Source organism: Micromonospora sp. NPDC047465 (assembly GCF_040643125.1).
Classification (GTDB): Bacteria; Actinomycetota; Actinomycetes; order Mycobacteriales; family Micromonosporaceae; genus Micromonospora.
On record NZ_JBEYTP010000033.1, the window covers coordinates 40,245 to 59,164 of the forward strand.

Here is an 18,920-nt window from a genome sequence, read left to right on the forward strand (position 1 = left end):
GGCCCCCGGCGACGATGTCGCACCCGTGGTCCATGATCCTCGTCGTGACGGCGACGCCGGGTCCATCCGGCGTCGGCGTGGTCACGGTGGCGCCGCGCGGCGGCGGACGGGAGGTTCGGACAGTGGCGGACGCGGAACTGGCCGCGTGGAGACGGCGCAGCACCGTGCGGGTGGTGCCGCCCGCACGGCCCCGCAAGCTGGCCAAGGTGCCCTTCGTGGAGCTGGCCGACGGGCGGTTGCAGGGCGTGGTGTCCAGCGGGTCGGACGTCGAGCGGGTCTACGTGTCCTCGATCGCGGCCGGCACCCACGCCTACCACTGCAGCACCAACAACAACCGCCCCTGCGGCGGGCTGCGCGGTGTCCTGTGCAAGCACCTGCACGCCCTCGTGGACGAGGCCGTCCTCCAGTACGGCGTCGACCGGGTCGCCCGCTACCTGCGGGTCGAGGTCGGCGACGGGGCGAGCAGCGGCGGGGACCTGACCGCCGCCCTGGACGCGCGGCACGAGCCGACCCCCGCCGCGGTCGTGTTCAGCCGCTTCCTGCGCCACCTGTCCTATCTGGAACTCCCCGGCAGCACGGCTCCCCTGCCCGAGCTGCACTGGTTCCCGGCCACCGGGGCGGGCCGCTGATGCTCGGCACGCAGCTCGCCGTCCTGCGCGACGGCGCACCGACCGGTCTGACCGACGCCCTCGACCTCGTCGCGGGTCTCGACGGCGCCCTGGTCCGCGGGTTCGCCCGGGTCAACGAGGAGGACGCGGCGGCGCTGGCCGCGCTGGCCGGAGCGCTCGCCCCCACCCCGCTCGGCGACCTGGTGGCCGAGGCGGTCGGCAAGGTGACCGCCGGTTCGGTGACCGAGGACCATCTCGTCGCCCTCGCCGGTGCCCGGTGCGCGCTGCTCGGCGCGGCCCACGACGCGCTGCTCGGGCAGCTCGACACCGCCCTGGGCCGGGCGCGCGCCCCCTGGGCGCCGGGCCCGCCCGGGCCCGCGGCGGACGCGCCGCCGCCGCTCGCCGGCGTCCGCGCGTGGCTGCACGAGCTGGCGCTCGCGGGGTGGGGCGGCGTCGACCACGAGCTCGTCGCCGCGGCCGCGACGCCGATCGAGGCCGCGCTCGCCGAGCCGGGCCTGCGGCGGCTGGCGGTGCTGCTCGACGGCCTGGCCGCCGAGCTGCGGGCCTGCGCGCCGGTCGCCACGATGGCGCATCCGCCGGTCCGGCGCTGGGCCGACCTGTGGGCGCGGGGCCTGCTGCTCGCCCAGGACGCGGCGGCCGTGACCGCCCCGCCGGCCGTCGAGGAGGTGTCCGGGCGGCTCCTCGTGCTCGGCGTCGACGTGCACGAGCACGACACCGCCGTGCAGGCCCAGGTGCACGGGATCCTCGAACCGGCCGACGGTGGAGCGCCCCGCCTGGTCCGCGCCGCCGTCGGGGCGGTCAAGGTGGAGACGATCGTCGGGCCGGCGCTGTGGCGCCTGCTGGACGCCCACCCCGTGCTGTTGGCCGCGCTGGCCGAACGGCGGGGCCTGACGGTCAGCGGCCTTCCGCTGCGCGGCGCGGATCTGCTCTGGCGTGACGACCGGGCGCGACTCGGCGAGGCAGCCGACCCGTTCGCCACCGCGCGGGTCCTGCTGCCGGCGGCGGTCGCGGCGGCGCCGGCGCCGCTGGACCGGCACCCGGTCGGGATCGCCGAGCCTGTCCTGCTGGAGGGCTACACCGTGCGCGACGACGACGGCGCGCTCACGGTCGAACTCGACGGCCACCCGCTCGCCGTCGCGGTCGACCGGCTGCCCTCCTGCGGCCCGCTCACGCCCGACCTGGTCGCGGCCTCGTCGGCGTGCCTCGGCCTGGTCCGGTGGGACGACGGCCGGTGGCTGCTCCAGCCGCTGGCGGTGCAGGCCACCGTCAAGCGCAAGCCGGTCGGCGCGCACACCGGCGACTGGGCGTGCGGAGTCACCGACCCGAAGGCCGCCAAGGCCGACGCCAAGGCGGGCGACGCCGTGGCGGTGCTGCGCGAGCGCGCGGGACGGTTGCTGCGCCGATGACCGACTCCCTCGCCCCCGCGGACCACGCCGACGCCAACCGACGCCAGGTGCTCTACTGGCGTCTGCTCGCCCGGCTCTTCGACCCCGACGAGCAGCCCGCCCTGGAGTCGGCCAGCATGGCGGTCGTCGACGACCTCGGTCTGCCGGCCGCCCTGCTGGACCCGGCGGTGTCGGTGGACACCGTCGTCCAGCGCTTCCCGGCCCTCGCCGCCGAGCTGCGCGGCCTGCTTCAACCGGAGCAGGACGCGGGCGCGGGCCAGCCGCCGGGCGGTGGGCCCACCCCGCCCGACCCCGCCGCCACGACGGACGCCGGGGCCGGCGCCGACACCGGATCGAGCGCCACGACGGGCACCGGGTCGGGCGCCGACCTCGGGCCCGGTGCCGACGCCGGGTCGGGCGTCGACCTCGGGTCGGGCGCTGACAGCGGGTCGGGCGTCGACCTCGGGTCGGGCGCCGACAGCGGGTCGGGCGTCGACCTCGGGACCGGCGCCGACGCCGGGTCGGGCGGTGCGGGATCGGGCGGCGGCGGGCCGGCGACCGGACCGGGCACCGCGGAGGTGCGCCGCGCCGCGCTGGTGTCGAAGCTGCTGCTCAACGTGTTCGCCACCGGCCACGGGGCGGTCGACGCCGGTCAACTGGCCCGGTGGCAGTCCGACGCGGGCTGGTTCGAGCAGGCGCTCGGCCTGGAGCCCGGGGGGCTGCGCCGGCAGGGCGGCACCGACGGCCTCGGCGGGGTGCTCGCCGGCCTGGAGGGCGACCTGGTCCGCCGGATGCACCTGCGGGAGGTGCTGGCCGACCCGGCGCTGGCCAGCCGGCTGACGCCGAGCATGTCGCTGATCGAGCAACTGCTGCGGGACAAGGCCAACCTCTCCGGCGTGGCCCTGGCCAACGCCAAGGCGCTCATCCGCCGCTTCGTCGACGAGGTCGCGGAGGTGCTGCGTACCCAGGTCGCGCAGACCAGCGTCGGCGTCGTCGACCGGTCCGTGCCGCCGAAGCGGGTGTACCGCAACCTCGACCTCGACCGCACCATCTGGCAGAACCTGACCAACTGGAGCCCGGAGGACGAGCGCCTCTACGTCGACCGGCTCTACTACCGGCAGACGGCCCGCCGGGTCACGCCGGCCCGGCTGATCGTGGTGGTGGACCAGTCGGGCTCCATGGTCGACTCGATGGTCAACTGCACCATCCTCGCGTCGATCTTCGCCGGGCTGCCCAAGGTGGACGTGCACCTGATCGCGTTCGACACGCGGGCGCTGGACCTGACGCCGTGGGTGCACGACCCGTTCGAGGTGCTGCTGCGCACCAACCTGGGCGGCGGCAACGACGGCCCGGTCGCGATGGCGATGGCCCGCCCCAAGATCGTCGAGCCGAAGAACACGGTCATGGTGTGGATCTCGGACTTCTACGAGTTCGGCCGCTCCCAGCCGCTGTTCGACGGCATCGAGGCGGTGCACCGCTCCGGGGTGCGGTTCATCCCGGTCGGCTCGGTCAACAGCTCGGGCCAGCAGAGCGTCAACCCCTGGTTCCGGCAACGCTTCAAGGATCTGGGCACGCCGGTGATCTCCGGCCACATCCGCAAACTCGTCTTCGAGCTCAAGAGCTTCCTCACCTAGGAGAACGAACCCCTCATGTCCGAGATGCTGCGTGCCCCCGCCGAGGTCAAGTACGCCGAGGAACTCGACTACCTGGAGTCGGTCGACACCGACCCGAAGCCGTTCTCGTGGCGGCTGAGCCCGCGGATGGTCCGACTGTTCATCCTCGGCTCGGAGCGGGCCGACGGGCTCGACCGGGAGATCCCGCAGAAGTGGTTCGGCGACCGTACGTTCGTCGAACGGAGCATCGTGACCCTGGCGTCGGACCGGGGCCTGCTGCTGATCGGCGACCCGGGCACCGGCAAGAGCTGGCTCGCCGAGCTGCTGTCCGCCGCGGTCTGCCGCAACTCGACGCTGGTGGTGCAGGGCACCGCCGGCACCACCGAGGACCACATCAAGTACTCGTGGAACGTGTCGATGGTGATCGCCAGGGGCCAGTCCCGGGAGTCGATGATCCCGTCGCCGATCATGACGGCGATGGAGCAGGGCGTGGTCGGCCGGTTCGAGGAGCTGACCCGCTCCACCAGCGACGTGCAGGACGCGCTGATCTCGATCCTGTCGGAGAAGTACGTCTCCATCCCGGAGCTGGACCACGACAACATCGTCTTCGCCAAGCCCGGCTTCTCGATCATCGCCACCGCGAACAGCCGGGACCGGGGCGTGAACGACCTCTCGTCCGCGCTCAAGCGGCGGTTCAACTTCGTCCGGATCCCCGTGGTGACCAACAAGCGCAGCGAGGCGGAGATCGTCCGCTTCCGCACCGAGGAGCTGCTGCGCCGGCACCAGATCACGCTCGACGTGCCGCCCACCCTGCTGGACATTCTGTTGCAGAGCTTCGCCGACCTGCGTGCCGCCGCCTCCTCGGCGACCAGCGACGACGAGAAGCTGGAGTCGGCGCTGTCCACCGCCGAGCAGATCGGCGTCCTGGAGGACGCCATCCTGCACAGCCAGTTCTTCGGCGACCGCACCCTGCGCGCCGCGACGCTGGCCGGGTCGCTGGTCGGCTCCCTGGCCCGGCGCAGCCCGGAGGATTTGGCGATCCTCAACAAGTACCTGCACGGGGTGGTGGAACCGCGCGCCAAGCAGGACGGCGGCCCCTGGGAGGGCTTCCTCGACGGCGGCCGCCAGGCCATCGCCTCCCTGTCGTGACCGCGCCCATCGAGGCCGGGCCGTTCGGCGAGCTGCGCCAGCAGCTCGCCGACGCCGCCACCGCCTTCGCCGACAGTCCGGGCGCCGTCGCCGACATCCTCGCCGGCATGGTCGACGACGTCGACCGCGCCCTCGGCGAGGAACTGGAGATCTTCCCGGTCTGCCACCACTCGCCGGCGTCCGCGCTGGCCATGGTCCGGCGGCTGCGCGCCAAGCAGCCGAAGGTGATCTACCTGGAGCTCTGCGAGGACCTCCAGCCGCTGCTGGGCGAGCTGCGCAACTGCCGCCTCCCGGTGGCGGTGCAGGCGTTCGCCTCGGAGCTGGAGGGCTTTCCGGCCGACTGGGGGCCGCTCAGCGTGGTCGCGCCGATCACCGAGGCCAGCGCCGAATACCAGGCCATCGCGTACGCGCTGGAGACGCCCGGGGTCGAGCTGGTCCTGGTGGACCGCTCCACCGACCACGTCTTCCAGTGGCTGCCCCGCCCTCCCGGCACCGCCGACGACGCCCCGGCCGGGGACGCCGAGTCGACCGCGCCGGCGGAGGAGGAGGCGGCCCTGCACGGGGACGCCGTCGGGGTCGAGATCGGGGACCTGCGGCCCCGCTTCGCGGAACTCGAGGCGTACCTGCTGCACCACGGCAAGGTGCGGCACTGGTCGGAGTGGTGGGACCAGTACGTCGAGCAGCCGCTCGCCGACGCCGACCACGACACCTACCGGCAGGTGATGGTGCTGATCGGCAGCCTGTTCCGGCGGCTGCGCCCGGCCGGGGCGGACCGGCGCGACCGCGACGAGGACCGCGAGCGCCACATGTGGACCCGGATGCGGCAGCACCTCGCCGCCTCCGGGGCTGATCCCGCCGACTGCCTCTACGTCTGCGGCGCGTTCCACGCCGCCAGCCGCGTCGAGCAGTTCGGGCTGCGCGCCGACGCCCCGTTCGAGATCACCCCGCGCACCGGCACCCGGTGGCACTACGGCTTGATCCCCTCCAGCCACTCCGCCATCGAGGCGCAGTTCGGGCTCGCGGCCGGGTCGGTGTCGATCGCCGCGGCGACCTGGACGAAGGCGATCGCCCGGTCCGGGCTGTCGCCGTTCCAACTCGAGGGGCAGCGCGGCACCCGCACCCGCGCCGGGCGCCGCCGCGCCGCACCGGCCCCCGTGCCCGCCGCCCCGGTCGCCGACCGGCTCTCCGGCTACCTCGGGCGGCCACCGGCGGTGCAGGGCCTCGACGAGGCGGAGCTGCGGGGCTGGTGCGTCGACATCGTCCGGCTGGCCCGGCGCAACGGCTACCTGGCCAGCACCGCCGACGCCATCGCCGTCTTCGAGACCTCGATCCTCCTCGCCGGCCTGCGCAACCGGGCCCGCCCCACGCCGTACGACTTCGCCGACGCGGCCGTCACCTGCATCGAGAAGGACGTCGTCCCGGGGCGCCGGGACGTCCGCCGGCTCTGCGAGATCCTGTTCGGCGGCGACCGGATCGGCCAGGTGGGCTACGAGGCCCTTCCGCCGCTCGCCCGCGACGTCCACGACCGGCTCGCCCCGCTCGGGCTGGACCTGGAGAAGCGCCAGGTCCAGCGGGCGCTGCTGGACCTGCACGCCGAACCCGGGCTGGCGCCCTGCTCCGATCTGCTCTGGCGGCTGCGGCACCTGCTGCCCCCCGACGCGGTACGACCCATCATGGGCGAGCGCCGGTTGGGGCACCGCTCGATCCAGGAGAGCTGGGACCTGGCCCTCGGCCGCCACCAGCGGGCGCTGATCGAGCTGGGCTACGAGGGCGTCACCGTCGAGCAGGTGCTGGAACAGCGGCTGCGGCGCGCCGTCCGGGGTCCGGACGCCACGGCCTCGGTCGCGCTGGAGGCCGTCGAGGACGCCGTACGACTGCTCGACAGCCCGCGCCTGGTCGACGAGCTGGGCAACCGGGCGGTGGAGCTGCTCGCCGCCGAACGCACCGTCGACGACGCCCCCGAGGTGCTGCGCCGGATCCGGCGGCTGCTGGCCCACCATCGCGCCACCGGGCCGCTGCCGGCCTGGTGCGAGGCGTTCGTGACCACCGGGTACGCCCACTACTGCACGCTGCTGCCCACGGCGTTCGTCGACGAGGGGAGCGGGGTACAGCAGGTCGGCGCCATGCTCGGCTTCCTGTTCGGCATGGAGAGCCTGGCGCTCTCCCTGGGCTGCGACCGGTCCCAGCTCGAACTCGCCGTCGCGCAGTCCCACCCGGAGGCGCCGGCCAAGGTCGCGCTGCTCTGGGTCGCCCGGCACCAGCTCGGCCTGCTGACCCTGGCCGAGCTGCGCCAGCGGTGCGCCGACCTGCTCGGCAACCCGCTGGTGGTGCCCGCCTTCCCGCAGTACCTCAGCGGCTTCGTACAGGCCCTGGAGTCGGTGCCGGGGCTCGCCCCGTTCGTCGTGGAGGTGATGTCGTCGGCGTTCGCCCGGCTGCCCGACCCGGTCCTGCTGCCCTGGCTGCCCACGCTGATCACCACTCTGCGCGACCACGGCCCGGAACTGGTGCCGCTGCTGGTGCGGGAGGCGGGCCGTACCTTCCCCGCGTCGCTGCCCGCACTGGACGCCTGGGTGCCGCCGTGGTCGGCGTCGGCGTCCCCGCCGGCACCGGCGGTCCCCGCCGTCGCGTCCGGTCCGGTGGCCACCCTGCTGTCCGGCCACCCGGTGGCCGTGGACGCCGTCGCCGCCCTGCTCGGCTGCGACGGCGGGTGGCGCGAGGAGGCCGCTCCTGCGCCCGCCACCCCGCCGGGCCTGACCGCCCTGCTGGCCACGCATCCGGCCACCGCCGACGCCGTGGCCGCGTTGCTGACGGGCGAGCCGGGCTGACGGCGGTCGGCGGGACGCCCCACCCGCACGACGGGCCGATGACGCTCGTCGGCCCGCCGGCGCGGACCACCGTCGGCGAGCTGGTCCGGCGGCCCTGACCGTCGTCGGCGTCGGAGGCCGCCGGACCTGGAGACCGGACGTGACCGGGTGTCGCCTCCACGCTCGTCGCACGTCCGGCAACGACGACGTGGCCCGGCCCGTCGCCGGCCCGTTCGCCGGATCTCGCGCGCGGGTTGTCGATCCGGGCTCGCCACGTTCGTGTGGAGGATGAGAGGCCGGCGGTGGCGCCGGCCGCCGAGCGAGGAGAAGCCATGAAGGAGTACCTGCTCAGCATCTACCAGCCCGGCGGCGAGGAGCTGGTGGACCCGGAGTTCCTGGCCGGGGTGATGCGCGAGCTGGCCACCACCCTGCCGATCGAGGTGCGCCCCTTCCAGGGCGAGGACTGAGCGTGTCGGACGTGGAGGCGGCGTTCCGCACGGAGTACGGCCGCGCGGTCGCCGTCCTGGTCCGCCTCCTCGGCGACCTCGACCTCGCCGAGGAGGCGGTGCAGGAGGCGTTCACGGTGGCGGCGCGGTGGCCCGAGACGGGTCCGCCGCCCAGCCCGGCCGGTTGGATCATCACCACCGCCGGTGGGACGCCGGGCTTGTCGCCAGGGGTAAGCCCTGGTCTGCCGCTGCCTGCGCCGCGACCGGCCCGGGCTGTATCAGATCCAGGCCGCGATCGCCGCCGTGCACAGCGACGCGCCCGACGCCGTGTCGGCCGCTACCAGGACGCGGGCCAGTGCTCCGCTCTTCACCTCAGGGCGGAGGTGGAGGCCCGCGGGGGAGGGCCATCAAGGCCCGAGCGTGCTCTAAGCAGGATGGTCACAGGTCAGAGCTATGTTGTCCGGTGTGCAGCTTCGGTACAACTTCCGGGTCTCCCCGACGGCGGGTCAGCAGCAGGCGTTGGCTCGGGCGTTCGGGTGTGCGCGGGTGGTGTTCAACGACGGGCTGCGCGCACGCCAGCAAGCCAGGGAGGCTGGGCTGCCGTACGTGTCTGACGGCGAGTTGTCGAAGCTGGTGATTACGGAGGCGAAGAAAACGTCCGAGCGGGCGTGGCTGGGTGAGGTGTCGTCGGTGGTGTTGCAGCAGGCCCTGGCGGACCTGAACGCGGCGTACCGGAACTTCTTCGCCTCGTTGTCGGGCAAGCGCAAGGGACGCAGGATCGCGCCGCCCCGGTTCCGGTGCCGCAAGGACAACCGGCAGGCGATCCGGTTCACGAAGAACTCGCGGTTCAAGGTGTTGGACAACGGTCGGCTCAGGTTGCCGAAGGTCGGTGATCTGGAGGTGCGCTGGTCGCGTCGTCTGCCTGCGTCGCCGTCGAGCGTGACCGTGATCAAGGACGCCGCCGGCAGGTACTTCGCCTCGTTCGTGGTACAGACCGCCGACCAGCCGTTACCCGAGGTCGACGCCGAGGTGGGCATCGACCTGGGCCTGACGCACTTCGCCGTGCTGTCTGACGGCACGAAGATCGCCGCGCCGAAGTTCCTGCGCCGCGCGGCGCGCAAGCTGCGCCGCCTGCAGCAGGATTTGTCCCGCAAGCAGCGGGGCAGCAACAACCGGAGGAAAGCCGTCGTGAGGGTTGCTCGCGCGCACGCGAGGGTGGCCGACACGCGGCGGGACTGGCTGCACAAGCTGTCGACCACGATCATCCGCGAGACTCAAGCGGTGTACGTGGAAGACCTCGCCGTGGCCGGTCTCGCCCGCACGAAACTCGCCAAGTCCGTACACGACGCGGGCTGGTCGACGTTCGTCGGGATGTTGGCGTACAAGGCCGCCCGGTACGGGCGCACATTCGGGCGGGTGGACCGCTGGTTGCCGTCCACCCGTATGTGCTCCGATTGTGGGCGGGTCGGTGACAAGCTGGCGTTGGACGTCCGGTCGTGGGTCTGCCCGTGCGGCAGTGTCCACGACAGGGACGGCAACGCCGCCCGGAACATCAGGGCCGCCGGACGGGCGGACCTCAACGACCGTGGAGCGCAGGTAAGACCGGCACCCCTGCCGGCACAGCGCGGTGAAGCGGTAACCCACCGGAAGCTCACACCCTGCCAGGTGTAGCAGGCCGGAATCCCCGCCATTTCATGGCAGGGAGGACGTCAACACGTGTTCCACGCCGAGCGGACGGACAACGCGACGGAGCGTGCCTTCCTGGCTGCCCGGGCCGTCTCGGCGCTGACGGGCGGATGACGCCCGGACGGCTGCGTCGGCACCCGGCCGACTACGGCCAGCCGGCGCCCTGTCCTGCGCGTTTGCCCGGTCGGTGGGCCGGGAACCCGGGTCGTCCGGCAGCGCGGCGCCGCGGCGCGCCGCCCGACGAACGGATGCCGACGGCCCATGACGTACCGCCCGGCAGTCACCACCGCGGTGCCCGACTTGGCCGCCCTCACCCTCGGGGTCGAGGAGGAGTACCTGCTGCTCGATCCCCGGACGGGGGAGAGTCTTCCGGTCGCCGACCGGGTGCTCGCCGCCCTGTCCGGGACGGCCCGGGACCAGAGCCGCCAGGAGTTCCGGCACAGCATGGTGGAGATGGTCACGCCGGTCACGGCCGACCTGGCCGAGCTGCGCGCCCACCTGGTGGCGCTGCGCCGTTCGGCCGCCGACGCGGCCCGTGCCGCCGGGGCCCGGCTCGTCGCGGTCGGTGCCACCCCCGTGCACGAGCCGCACCGGACGGTACCGGACAAACCTCGCTACCACGCCATGTCCCGCCGCTTCGGCCCGGTCGCGCACGATCCGGCGGTCTGCGGCTGCCACGTCCACGTCGGGCTGCCCGACCGCGAACTGGCCGTCCAGGTGTGCAACCACCTGCGCCCGTGGCTGCCGGTGGTGCAGGCGGTCACCGCCAACTCGCCGCTGCACGACGGCCGCGACACCGGGCACGCCAGCTGGCGCTCGATGCAGCTGGAGCGCTGGCCCAGCATCGGGCCGACCCCGCACTTCGAGTCGGCCGCCGACTACGACGCGACGGTGGACGACCTGATCCGCGCCGGGATCATGCTCGACGCCGCGATGGTCTACTGGTACGCCCGCCCTTCCACCGCGTACCCCACCGTCGAGATCCGGGTGGGTGACGTCTGCCCGGGCGTGGACGACACGGTGCTCGTCGCCGGCCTGGTCCGGGCGCTCGTCGCGACGCTGGCCGACGACGTCCGCGCCGGGGTTCCCGCCCCCCGGATCCGGGACTGCCTGGTCTCCGCCGCGCACTGGCGGGCCGCCCACGACGGACTGGAGGGCGACCTGATCGACCTGCGCTCCGGCGGCGCCCGCCCCGCGTGGGATCTGGTCGACGAACTCGTCGCCACCGTCGCGCCCGCCCTGGCGCGCCACGGCGACCTCGACCACGTACGCGACCAGGTGGCCCGGGTGCGCCGGGACGGCGCCGGCGCCACCCGGCAGCGCCGGGTGATGGCCCGCACCGGCAACGACGTACGGGCCGTCCTGGACCACCTGGCCGCCGAGACCCTCGCCTGCTGAAGCCGCCCGACCCCGGGTGCCGCCCCGCCACGCGGGCACCGGCGGCGCAGGGTGACGCCCCCACCCCGAGCGGTGGTGACCGGTGGAACACCACGGGTGTCACCGTCGCCGGGTGACACCCGTGGCGTTCCACTCGTGAGCGCACCGGCTGGGCTCAACCCCAGCCGGGTTGGCCGGTGCTGGCCGCGGGGTGCGACGCTGCCGGGGCCGCCGCTACCGCGACCGGGCCGCGGGGTCGGAGGGGTGTGGGCCGAGGCGGGCCGGCCGTGGGGTCGGAGGGGTGTGGGCCGGGGCGGGCCGGGGCCGTGCCGGTCAGCGGATGTCGTGGGACTGGAGCCACAGCTCCAGCAGGCCGATCTGCCACAGCTTGTTGCTGCCGGCGGCGGCCTGCGCCCGGTCCGGCACCGCGAGCAGCTCGTCGAGGTACTCACGGCGGAACAGGCCGCGTTCCCGGGCGGCGGGGGCGGCGAGGGCCTCGGTGACGAGCTGCCGCACGGGGCCGTCGACGTTGCGCAGCGCCGGCACGGGGAAGTAGCCCTTCGGCCGGTCGACCACCTCGGCCGGCAGCACCTCCCGGGCGATCTCCTTCAGCACGCCCTTGCCGCCGCCGGCCACCTTGTGCTCGGGCGGGCAGGCCGCCGCGAGGGCGACCAGATCCTGGTCGAGGAAGGGCGTACGCACCTCCAGCCCCCACGCCATGCTCATGCTGTCCACCCGCTTCACCGGGTCGTCGGGGAGCATCAGGTGGGTGTCCAGGCGCAGCACGGCGTCCAGCGCGGTGTCCGCCCCGCTCGCCGCCAGGTCGGCGGTGAGCAGCTCACGGCTGGCGTCGCGGTCGCAGGCGTACGCGGGGCTGACCACCCGGCACAGTTCGGCGTGGTCCCGGTCGAAGAACGCGTCGGCGAAGGCGTCCGCCGCGCCGTCGCGGGGCACCCGGGCGAGGGGCTGGTGGTAGCCGTAGCCGGCGAAGACCTCGTCGGCGCCCTGCCCGGACTGGGCCACCTTGACGTGCTGCGCGACCTGCTCGGACAGCAGGTGGAAGGCGACCACGTCGTGGCTGCCCATCGGCTCGGTCATCGCGTGGACGGTCCGGCGTACCGCCGGGACCAGGTCGTCGTCGGCGAGCCGGATGCGGTGGTGGTCGGTGTCGAAGGCGCGGGCGACGAGGTCGGAGTAGTGGAACTCGTCGCCGACCTCGCCGCCGCGGCTGTCGAAGCCGATGCTGAAGGTCTGGAGGTGGTGCTGCCCGGCCTCGGCCAGCAGCGCCACGATCATGCTGGAGTCCAGGCCGCCGGAGAGCAGCACGCCGACCGGGACGTCGGCGACGAGCCGCCGTCGGACCGCCGTGCGCAGCGCGCCGCCGATCGCGGCCCGCCAGTCCCGCGCGTCCATCCCGCCGTGGGCGGGGTCCCGGGCGTAGCCGGGCCGCCAGTAGACGTGCTCGCGGCTGCGCCCGTCGGCCTCCACGACCCGTACGGTGGCCGGGGGGAGTTTGCGTACGCCGCGCAGCACGGTGCGGGGCGCCGGCACGATCGAGTGCCAGGACAGGTAGTGGTGCAGCGCCACCGGGTCGATCGTGGTGTCCACGTCGCCGGCGCGCAGCAGCGCGGGCAGGGTGGAGGCGAACCGTAGCCGGCCGGGGGACTCGGCCAGATACAGCGGTTTGATGCCGAGCCGGTCGCGGGCCAGCACCAGCCGTCGCCGCTGCCGGTCCACGAGGACCACGGCGAACATGCCGACCAGGTGGTCGACGAAGCGTTCGCCCCACTGCGCGTACGCCGCCAGGATCACCTCGGTGTCGCTGGTGGAGCGGAAGGTGTGCCCGGCCGCCCGCAGTTCGTCGCGCAGTTGGGGGTAGTTGTAGACGCAGCCGTTGAAGACCAGCCCCAACCCGAGGTCCTCGCGCACCATCGGCTGGCCGCCCGCCGCGGAGAGGTCGATGATGGTGAGGCGGCGGTGCCCGAGGGTGACCCAGCCGTCGTTCCACAGGCCCTCGCCGTCGGGGCCCCGGGACCGCATCGCCTCGGTCATCCGGGTCACCGCGTCGGCGTCGGGCGTCGACCCGTCGAACCTCGCCTCGCCACTGATGCCGCACATCGTCAGCGGTCACCGGCTTTCGGGGGAACCGGACCCACCGTCACCACTCCTGTCGGCGTCGCAGGTGGCGGACCACCCGCTCGCAGGGGCCCGGTCCCGTCGCCAGGACGGGCGGCTGGGCTACCCGAATCCGGTCGGGTCAAACCCCCGGGGAGTGGCCCGGGGCGGCCCGCGGGGCGGTGCCGGCTCCGTGGGCGGCCGGTCAGTCGTGCAGCGTACGCAGGATGCGGGCGAGCTGTGCCCGGTCGGCCGGCGCGAGGCCACCGAAGAGGTCCTCGGCGGCGGCCCGGCGGGCGGCGTGGATGGCCTTGCCGGCCCGCGTGCCCTCCTCGGTCGGGGCGACCAGGGTGGCGCGTCGGTCCGCGGGGTCGGGACGGCGTCGCACGAGGCCGCGCGCCTCCAGGTCGTCGACGACCTCGGTGGCCGAACGCGGGGCGATGCGCAGGTGCTCGGCGAGCGCGCCGGGCCGCAGCGCGCCGTGCCGGATGAGCACGCCGAGCGCCCGGGACTGGCCGGGCGTGACGTCCCACGGCGCGAGCGCCTCCCGGGTGCGGTGCCGCAGCCGCCGGGTCACCGCCCAGAACGCCTCGGCGAGGCCGTCCCCGGCGTCGTCGGTGTCTCCGGTCACGGGAATACCGTAGCAGGAGGAGCTGTTGTTGCCTCATGTTGAGGGAACCTCAGCATCTCCGACGTGAGGGAGTACCCCTTGGAACCCCACCCCTCCGGCCGCGACCGCGGCCCCCGCAAGCTCAGCGCCGCCGAGAAGGCACAGGCCCGCCATGTGTCGCTGCGGCGTATCGGCGGGCTGTTCGCCCGGCACCGGGGCGCGCTCGCCACGGTCACCGCGATCATCGTGGTGTCCTCGGTGCTCGCCATGGCCTCCCCCTTCCTGCTCCGCGCCGTGATCGACCGGGCCCTGCCGCAACGCGACCTGGCGCTGCTCGTCTGGCTGGTGGCCGGCATGGTCGCGGTCGCCGCGGTGACCTCGGTGCTCGGCGTCCTCCAGACCTGGATCTCCACCCGGGTCGGGCAGCAGGTCATGCACCGGCTGCGCACCGACGTCTTCACCCACCTGCAACGGCAGTCGCTGGCGTTCTTTACCCGCACCCGCACCGGCGAGGTGCAGTCGCGGATCACCAACGACATCGGCGGCATGCAGAGCGTGGTCACCTCCACCGCCACCTCGATCGCGTCCAACCTGACCACCGTGGTGGCCACCGCGGCGGCGATGGTCGCGCTCTCCTGGCGGCTCTCGCTGGTCTCTCTCGTCGTCCTGCCGCCGGCGGTCTGGCTGACCCGCCGGGTCGCCCACCTGCGTCGCGAGATCACCGCGCGGCGCCAGCGCGAACTCGCCGACCTCAACGTCACCGTCGAGGAGGGGCTGTCGGTCAGCGGCGTACACCTGGCGAAGACCCTCGGCACCGGCCCGGCGCTGGCCGCGCGCTTCACCGCCTCGTCGGCCCGCCTGGTCGACCTTGAGTTGCGCTCCGAACTCGCCGGCCGCTGGCGGATGGCCACGATGAGCGTCGTCTTCGCCGCCATCCCGGCGGTCATCTACCTCAGCGCCGGTCTGCCCGGCGCCGCCGGCACGCTCAGCATCGGCACCCTGGTCGCCTTCACCGCGTTGCAGGGCGGGCTGTTCCGGCCGCTGATGGGCCTGCTCAACGTGGGCGTCTCGGTGACCGCCTCGCTGGCGCTGTTCGCCCGGATCTTCGAGTACCTGGACCTGCCGGTCGAGGTCGACGACCCTGCCGAGCCGGTCGACGTCGACCCGCGCCGGGTCCGGGGCGACCTGCGGTTCACCGACGTCACCTTCAGCTACCCCGGCAGCGACACCGCCGCCGTCGCCGGGATCACCCTCGACGTGCCGGCCGGCACCGGCCTCGCCCTGGTCGGCGAGACCGGCTCCGGCAAGAGCACCCTGGCCGCGCTGGTCAGCCGGCTGCACGATCCGACGAGCGGCCGGATCACCGTCGACGGCGTCGACCTGCGCGACCTGCGCCTGGCCGACCTGGCGGCGATCGTCGGCGTGGTCAGCCAGGAGACCTACCTGCTGCACACCACCGTGCGGGAGAACCTGCGCTACGCCCGCCCGGACGCCACCGACGCCGAGATCGAGGCCGCCGCCCGCGCCGCCCGGATCCACGACCTGATCGCCGGCCTGCCCGACGGGTACGACACGGTCGTCGGCTCGCGGGGGCACCGCTTCTCCGGCGGCGAGAAGCAGCGCCTCGCCATCGCCCGTACGCTGCTGCGCGACCCGCGCATCCTGATCCTCGACGAGGCCACCAGCGCGCTGGACACCGAGACCGAACGCGCGGTGCAGCGGGCGTTCGACGAGGTGGCCCGGGGCCGCACCACCATCACCATCGCCCACCGGCTCTCCACCGTGCGGGACGCGGACCGGATCGCCGTGCTCGACCACGGCCGTATCGTCGAGTCCGGCACCCACGACGACCTGCTGGAGCGCGCCGGCCGCTACGCGACGCTGGCCGCCTGACGGCCGGGGCCGTCGTCGGCGGTGCGCGCCGACACCCGACCCCGGGCCGCCCGCGCGGCCGGTAAACGATCACAATCAGGCGGTGCAGCGTCGGGGGTGGACATGGGCCCTGCTCGTCCTCGTGGCCGTCGTCGCGGCGGCCGGGACCGCCTGGGTCTGGTTGCGGTACGACTTCGAGAAGGTCAACTGGGCCTGGGGCGTGATCGCCGGTGTCATCGCCGTCTACGTCGTGCTGGACCAGGTACTCACCAACCGGCAGGCCGCCTCGGCAGCGGCGGCGGTCCACCGCCGGGCGGTCGCGGACGAACTCTTCGAACTGGTCCGGCGCGAGCCGAGCGACGAGGCGCTGCTGCGGGCGGTCGACGAGCCGTACCCACTCCCGGTGACCTGGCGCACCGCCGCCGAGCGGCTCCTGCCGTCCTGGCGGGCAATCGGCCGGTCCAGCGAGGCCGGTCCGATGGACCTGTCCGGCCGCCACGGGACACTGTGGAGCCGCTACCGGAGCATCCCGTCCGGGCGGCTGCTGGTGCTGGGACCGGCGGGATCCGGTAAGTCGGTCATCGCCCTGCGGATGGCGCGTGAGCTGCCGCCGCACCGGGACCCCGAGGCGCCCGTGCCGGTGCTGCTGCCCGTCGCGTCGTGGGACCCGACCGTGGAGACGTTCCGCGACTGGCTGGTGGACCGCCTCGCCCGGCGGTACACGCAGCTCGCACCCCGCCATCCCCGTCGCGTGGCGGTGCTGCGGGACCTGGTCGAGACGGACCTCGTCGTGCCCGTGCTCGACGGCCTGGACGAGGTGCCCGAGGAACGGGTGACCGCCTGCCTCGAGGAACTCAACGCGTTGCCCACGCAGCGCTTCGTCCTGACCTGCCGGACGTCGGTGTACGAGAGGTACCTCGACCAGGGCGAGAAGGTGCGCGGTGCCGCGGTGGTGGTGATCGAGCCGCTGGTTCCGGACGAGGTGGCGGAGTACCTGGTCGACGCCGCGCCCCTGCACCAGGCCGGCAACTGGTCGACCGTCGCGGCGCGCATCGACGGCGACCCGGAGCTGAGCGGGGCGCTGGTCACGCCGTTGATGGTGGCGATGGCCCGCAGCGCGTTCGAGCAGCCCGGCACCGACCCCCGCGACCTCGTGCCGTTGGCGGCCAGCCGGGGGCGGGGCGCCGTGGAGGACGAGCTGCTGTCCCGGGCGGTCGACGCCGCGCTGCGGTCGCGCCGGGGCGCCCAGGGGCTGCGCCGATGGGAACCGGAGCGGGCCCGGCGCTACCTGACCTTCCTGGCCGCGCACCTGGAATCGCTCGGCGTCCGCGAGTTCCGCTGGTGGCAGTTGCCGGCCGTGCTGCCCCGGTTGTTCTGGGCCGTCGTCGGCGGCCTGCGTACCGGGCTGGCGGTGTGGTTGGCCCTCGCCCTCGCCGGGGAGGCGCTCCGGTCGGTGGCCGGGATGGTCGCCGACCCGGGCACCCGCGAGCTGCTCACCGCTCTCGCCGACCACCCCGCCGACCTGGGGGTGGCGGCCGCCGCGGTGGCCGCCGCGCTGGGCGGTGGCGCCCGCGACCCGGGCAGCCGGCCCACCCGGATCGTGTTCGTGGGCGGCCGGGGCGCGCTCCGCGAGGGGACGCTCGACGGGCTGGCCCGGGGAGCGTTCTGGGGCTTCCTGACCTGGTTCGTGCTGTGGCTGTTCACCCCTCCGCCCGAGCTGGTCGCCGCGACGGGCCGACTGCCCGGGCTGACCGGATGGCCGGTCGAGCTGCGGGCCGCGGTCGTGCTCGGCGCCGTCTGGTTCGCCCTCGTCGCGGTCCGGTCCGCGCTGCGGATAGACGTCGCCGCCCCGGCGGCGGAACTCGGGGCCACCGCCGTGGTCGAGACCGTGCGGGCCGACCGCGCGGCGACGATCGCGTCGGTGGTGCCGAGCGTCGCCACCGGGTTCCTCGGTGTGCTGGCCGGCTCCGCGCTGCTGTGGGTGACCGGCCTGCTGCCCCGGCTGCCCTCGCCGCAGGCCCTCGGCTACGCCGGGCTCGGCGCGGGGCTGGGCTGGTGGGTGCACACGCGCGGGGACGGGGCGTGGGTCCGGTTCTGCCTGACCCGGATGGTGCTGGCGGCACGCGGCCGCCTGCCGCACCGGCTGCTGGCGTTCCTCGGCCACGCCGAGACCGTCGGCCTGTTGCGGCACGGCGCCGGGGCGTACCGGTTCCGGCACGGCCGCCTGCAGAGCAGGCTGGCGGCGGGCTCGCTGGCGGGGCGGCGGGGCGGCCGGCCGCGCGAGGAGTTCGGTGTCGAGCTGGCCCGGGCGGGGTTCTGGCCGGAGGCGCTCGGCGTGTTCGCCGCCGTCACGCGGGCCCGCGCGGCGAACGTCGGGCCGGCCGACGACCTCAGCCTGGCCGCGCTGCGCAAGGCGCTGCTGGTGGGCGCCGCCGCCGGGCAGTGGAGCCGGCTGGGGGACCTGTTGGCGTCGATGCCGGCGCCGCTCGCGCGCACGGGCGCGACGCCGCCGGCGGCGCAGCGTCGGCGCGTCTCCGAGCTGGTCGCCGCCGCCGCGCCGCTGGCCGAGCTGCGGGCCGCCGGCGACGAGTTGCTGCGTGGGGAGGACCAGGCGGGCGGGCCCCTGTCCGCGACCCGGGAGTTCCTGGCGGTCGTCCGCTACGCGGAGGGCGACGTCGACGCGGCTCGGCAGCACCTGGAGCGGCTGCTCGCGGCGGAGAGCGACGACGACGGCCCGGGTCGGTCGATGCCCCTCGGCGCGGGAATGCTGGCCCGGATCATGCTCGACGGGGACGGGGACCCCGGCGCGGCCCTCGCCCTCTGCCACGAGCAGCTGCGCCTGGCCGACCGCCCCGACGACTCCGACGACCGCACCGATCCGCTGCTGCTCGTGCAGGCGTGGGGCTGGTCGGTGGCGGTGATGCGGCGCGTCGTGGACGAGCGGGCGGAGGTGCGCGACCGGCTCCGGGCCGTGCTCGCCGAGCGGCGGGCCCGCGGGCGGCGGATGGAGCTGGGCCGACGGGAACTGGCCGAGATCGGGCTGCAGGCGTGCCACGCGGTGGTCGGCCACCCGACGCTGGGGGCGCCCGCGGTGGTCGCGGCCCGCAGGCTGGTCGACGTGTTGTCCGCTCCGGACATCGCGGCGCGGACCCTGCGCCGCGGCGCCCCGATGTGGCACGACGGCTGACCGGTCGGCAGGCTTCCGCGGCGTCTCAGAACCGTCTCGTAACGAGT

General features: G+C 74.6%; 12 protein-coding genes. 10 read left to right on the top strand and 2 right to left on the bottom strand.

Annotation, left to right across the window (positions count from 1 at the left end):
- Nucleotides 1-122 precede the first annotated feature (122 nt).
- The 8 genes from ABZ793_RS25440 (at nt 123) to ABZ793_RS25475 (ending at nt 11,110) form a co-directional block, all read left to right on the top strand.
- Nucleotides 123-629, top strand: a complete 507-nt coding sequence (locus ABZ793_RS25440; protein WP_357461750.1) for a hypothetical protein — start codon at nt 123-125, stop codon at nt 627-629.
- Nucleotides 629-2,035 carry a hypothetical protein gene (locus ABZ793_RS25445; protein ID WP_357461724.1) on the top strand — a complete coding sequence of 469 codons (1,407 nt, stop codon included), beginning with the start codon at nt 629-631 and terminating at the stop codon, nt 2,033-2,035. Before ABZ793_RS25440 ends, ABZ793_RS25445 begins: the two co-directional genes overlap by 1 nt.
- Nucleotides 2,032-3,648: a VWA domain-containing protein gene (locus ABZ793_RS25450; protein WP_357461725.1), complete on the top strand. Its 1,617-nt coding sequence runs from the start codon at nt 2,032-2,034 to the stop codon at nt 3,646-3,648. The genes ABZ793_RS25445 and ABZ793_RS25450 overlap by 4 nt, the downstream gene beginning before the upstream one ends.
- Before the next feature lie 15 nt (nt 3,649-3,663).
- Nucleotides 3,664-4,776: an AAA family ATPase gene (locus ABZ793_RS25455; protein ID WP_357461726.1), complete on the top strand. Its 1,113-nt coding sequence runs from the start codon at nt 3,664-3,666 to the stop codon at nt 4,774-4,776.
- Nucleotides 4,773-7,601: a hypothetical protein gene (locus ABZ793_RS25460; protein ID WP_357461727.1), complete on the top strand. Its 2,829-nt coding sequence runs from the start codon at nt 4,773-4,775 to the stop codon at nt 7,599-7,601. The genes ABZ793_RS25455 and ABZ793_RS25460 overlap by 4 nt, the downstream gene beginning before the upstream one ends.
- A gap of 311 nt (nt 7,602-7,912) precedes the next feature.
- On the top strand, nt 7,913-8,047 hold the full coding sequence (locus tag ABZ793_RS25465) for a hypothetical protein (RefSeq protein ID WP_357461728.1): 135 nt from the start codon (nt 7,913-7,915) through the stop codon (nt 8,045-8,047).
- Between the two features lie 432 nt (nt 8,048-8,479).
- Nucleotides 8,480-9,697 carry a transposase gene (locus ABZ793_RS25470; protein WP_357461729.1) on the top strand — a complete coding sequence of 406 codons (1,218 nt, stop codon included), beginning with the start codon at nt 8,480-8,482 and terminating at the stop codon, nt 9,695-9,697.
- Between the two features lie 276 nt (nt 9,698-9,973).
- Nucleotides 9,974-11,110 carry a glutamate--cysteine ligase gene (locus ABZ793_RS25475; protein WP_357461730.1) on the top strand — a complete coding sequence of 379 codons (1,137 nt, stop codon included), beginning with the start codon at nt 9,974-9,976 and terminating at the stop codon, nt 11,108-11,110.
- A gap of 312 nt (nt 11,111-11,422) precedes the next feature.
- Here the strand turns inward: ABZ793_RS25475 and ABZ793_RS25480 are convergent, their stop codons facing one another.
- Entirely contained in the window at nt 11,423-13,207 is a 1,785-nt protein-coding gene (locus tag ABZ793_RS25480; RefSeq protein ID WP_357461731.1) for an N-acetylglutaminylglutamine amidotransferase, read from the bottom strand.
- A gap of 202 nt (nt 13,208-13,409) precedes the next feature.
- Nucleotides 13,410-13,835 (bottom strand): MarR family winged helix-turn-helix transcriptional regulator, encoded by a 426-nt coding sequence (locus tag ABZ793_RS25485; RefSeq protein WP_357461732.1) that lies wholly within the window; start codon nt 13,833-13,835, stop codon nt 13,410-13,412.
- 78 nt (nt 13,836-13,913) lie between these two features.
- On the opposite strand from ABZ793_RS25485, the gene ABZ793_RS25490 reads away from it, so the two are divergent.
- Nucleotides 13,914-15,707, top strand: a complete 1,794-nt coding sequence (locus ABZ793_RS25490) for an ABC transporter ATP-binding protein (RefSeq protein WP_357461751.1) — start codon at nt 13,914-13,916, stop codon at nt 15,705-15,707.
- Nucleotides 15,708-15,789: 82 nt separating this feature from the next.
- Nucleotides 15,790-18,873 (top strand): NACHT domain-containing protein, encoded by a 3,084-nt coding sequence (locus ABZ793_RS25495; protein WP_357461733.1) that lies wholly within the window; start codon nt 15,790-15,792, stop codon nt 18,871-18,873.
- Nucleotides 18,874-18,920 lie beyond the last annotated feature (47 nt).

Excerpts from the sequence above, each read along its gene's own strand:
- ABZ793_RS25455 (WP_357461726.1), top strand. The coding sequence starts at position 3,664 with ATGTCCGAGATGCTGCGTGCCCCCGCCGAGGTCAAGTACGCCGAGGAA.
- ABZ793_RS25445 (WP_357461724.1), top strand. The coding sequence starts at position 629 with ATGCTCGGCACGCAGCTCGCCGTCCTGCGCGACGGCGCACCGACCGGT.
- ABZ793_RS25480 (WP_357461731.1), bottom strand. The coding sequence starts at position 13,207 with ATGTGCGGCATCAGTGGCGAGGCGAGGTTCGACGGGTCGACGCCCGAC.
- ABZ793_RS25450 (WP_357461725.1), top strand. The coding sequence starts at position 2,032 with ATGACCGACTCCCTCGCCCCCGCGGACCACGCCGACGCCAACCGACGC.
- ABZ793_RS25465 (WP_357461728.1), top strand. The coding sequence starts at position 7,913 with ATGAAGGAGTACCTGCTCAGCATCTACCAGCCCGGCGGCGAGGAGCTG.
- ABZ793_RS25470 (WP_357461729.1), top strand. The coding sequence starts at position 8,480 with ATGTTGTCCGGTGTGCAGCTTCGGTACAACTTCCGGGTCTCCCCGACG.
- ABZ793_RS25475 (WP_357461730.1), top strand. The coding sequence starts at position 9,974 with ATGACGTACCGCCCGGCAGTCACCACCGCGGTGCCCGACTTGGCCGCC.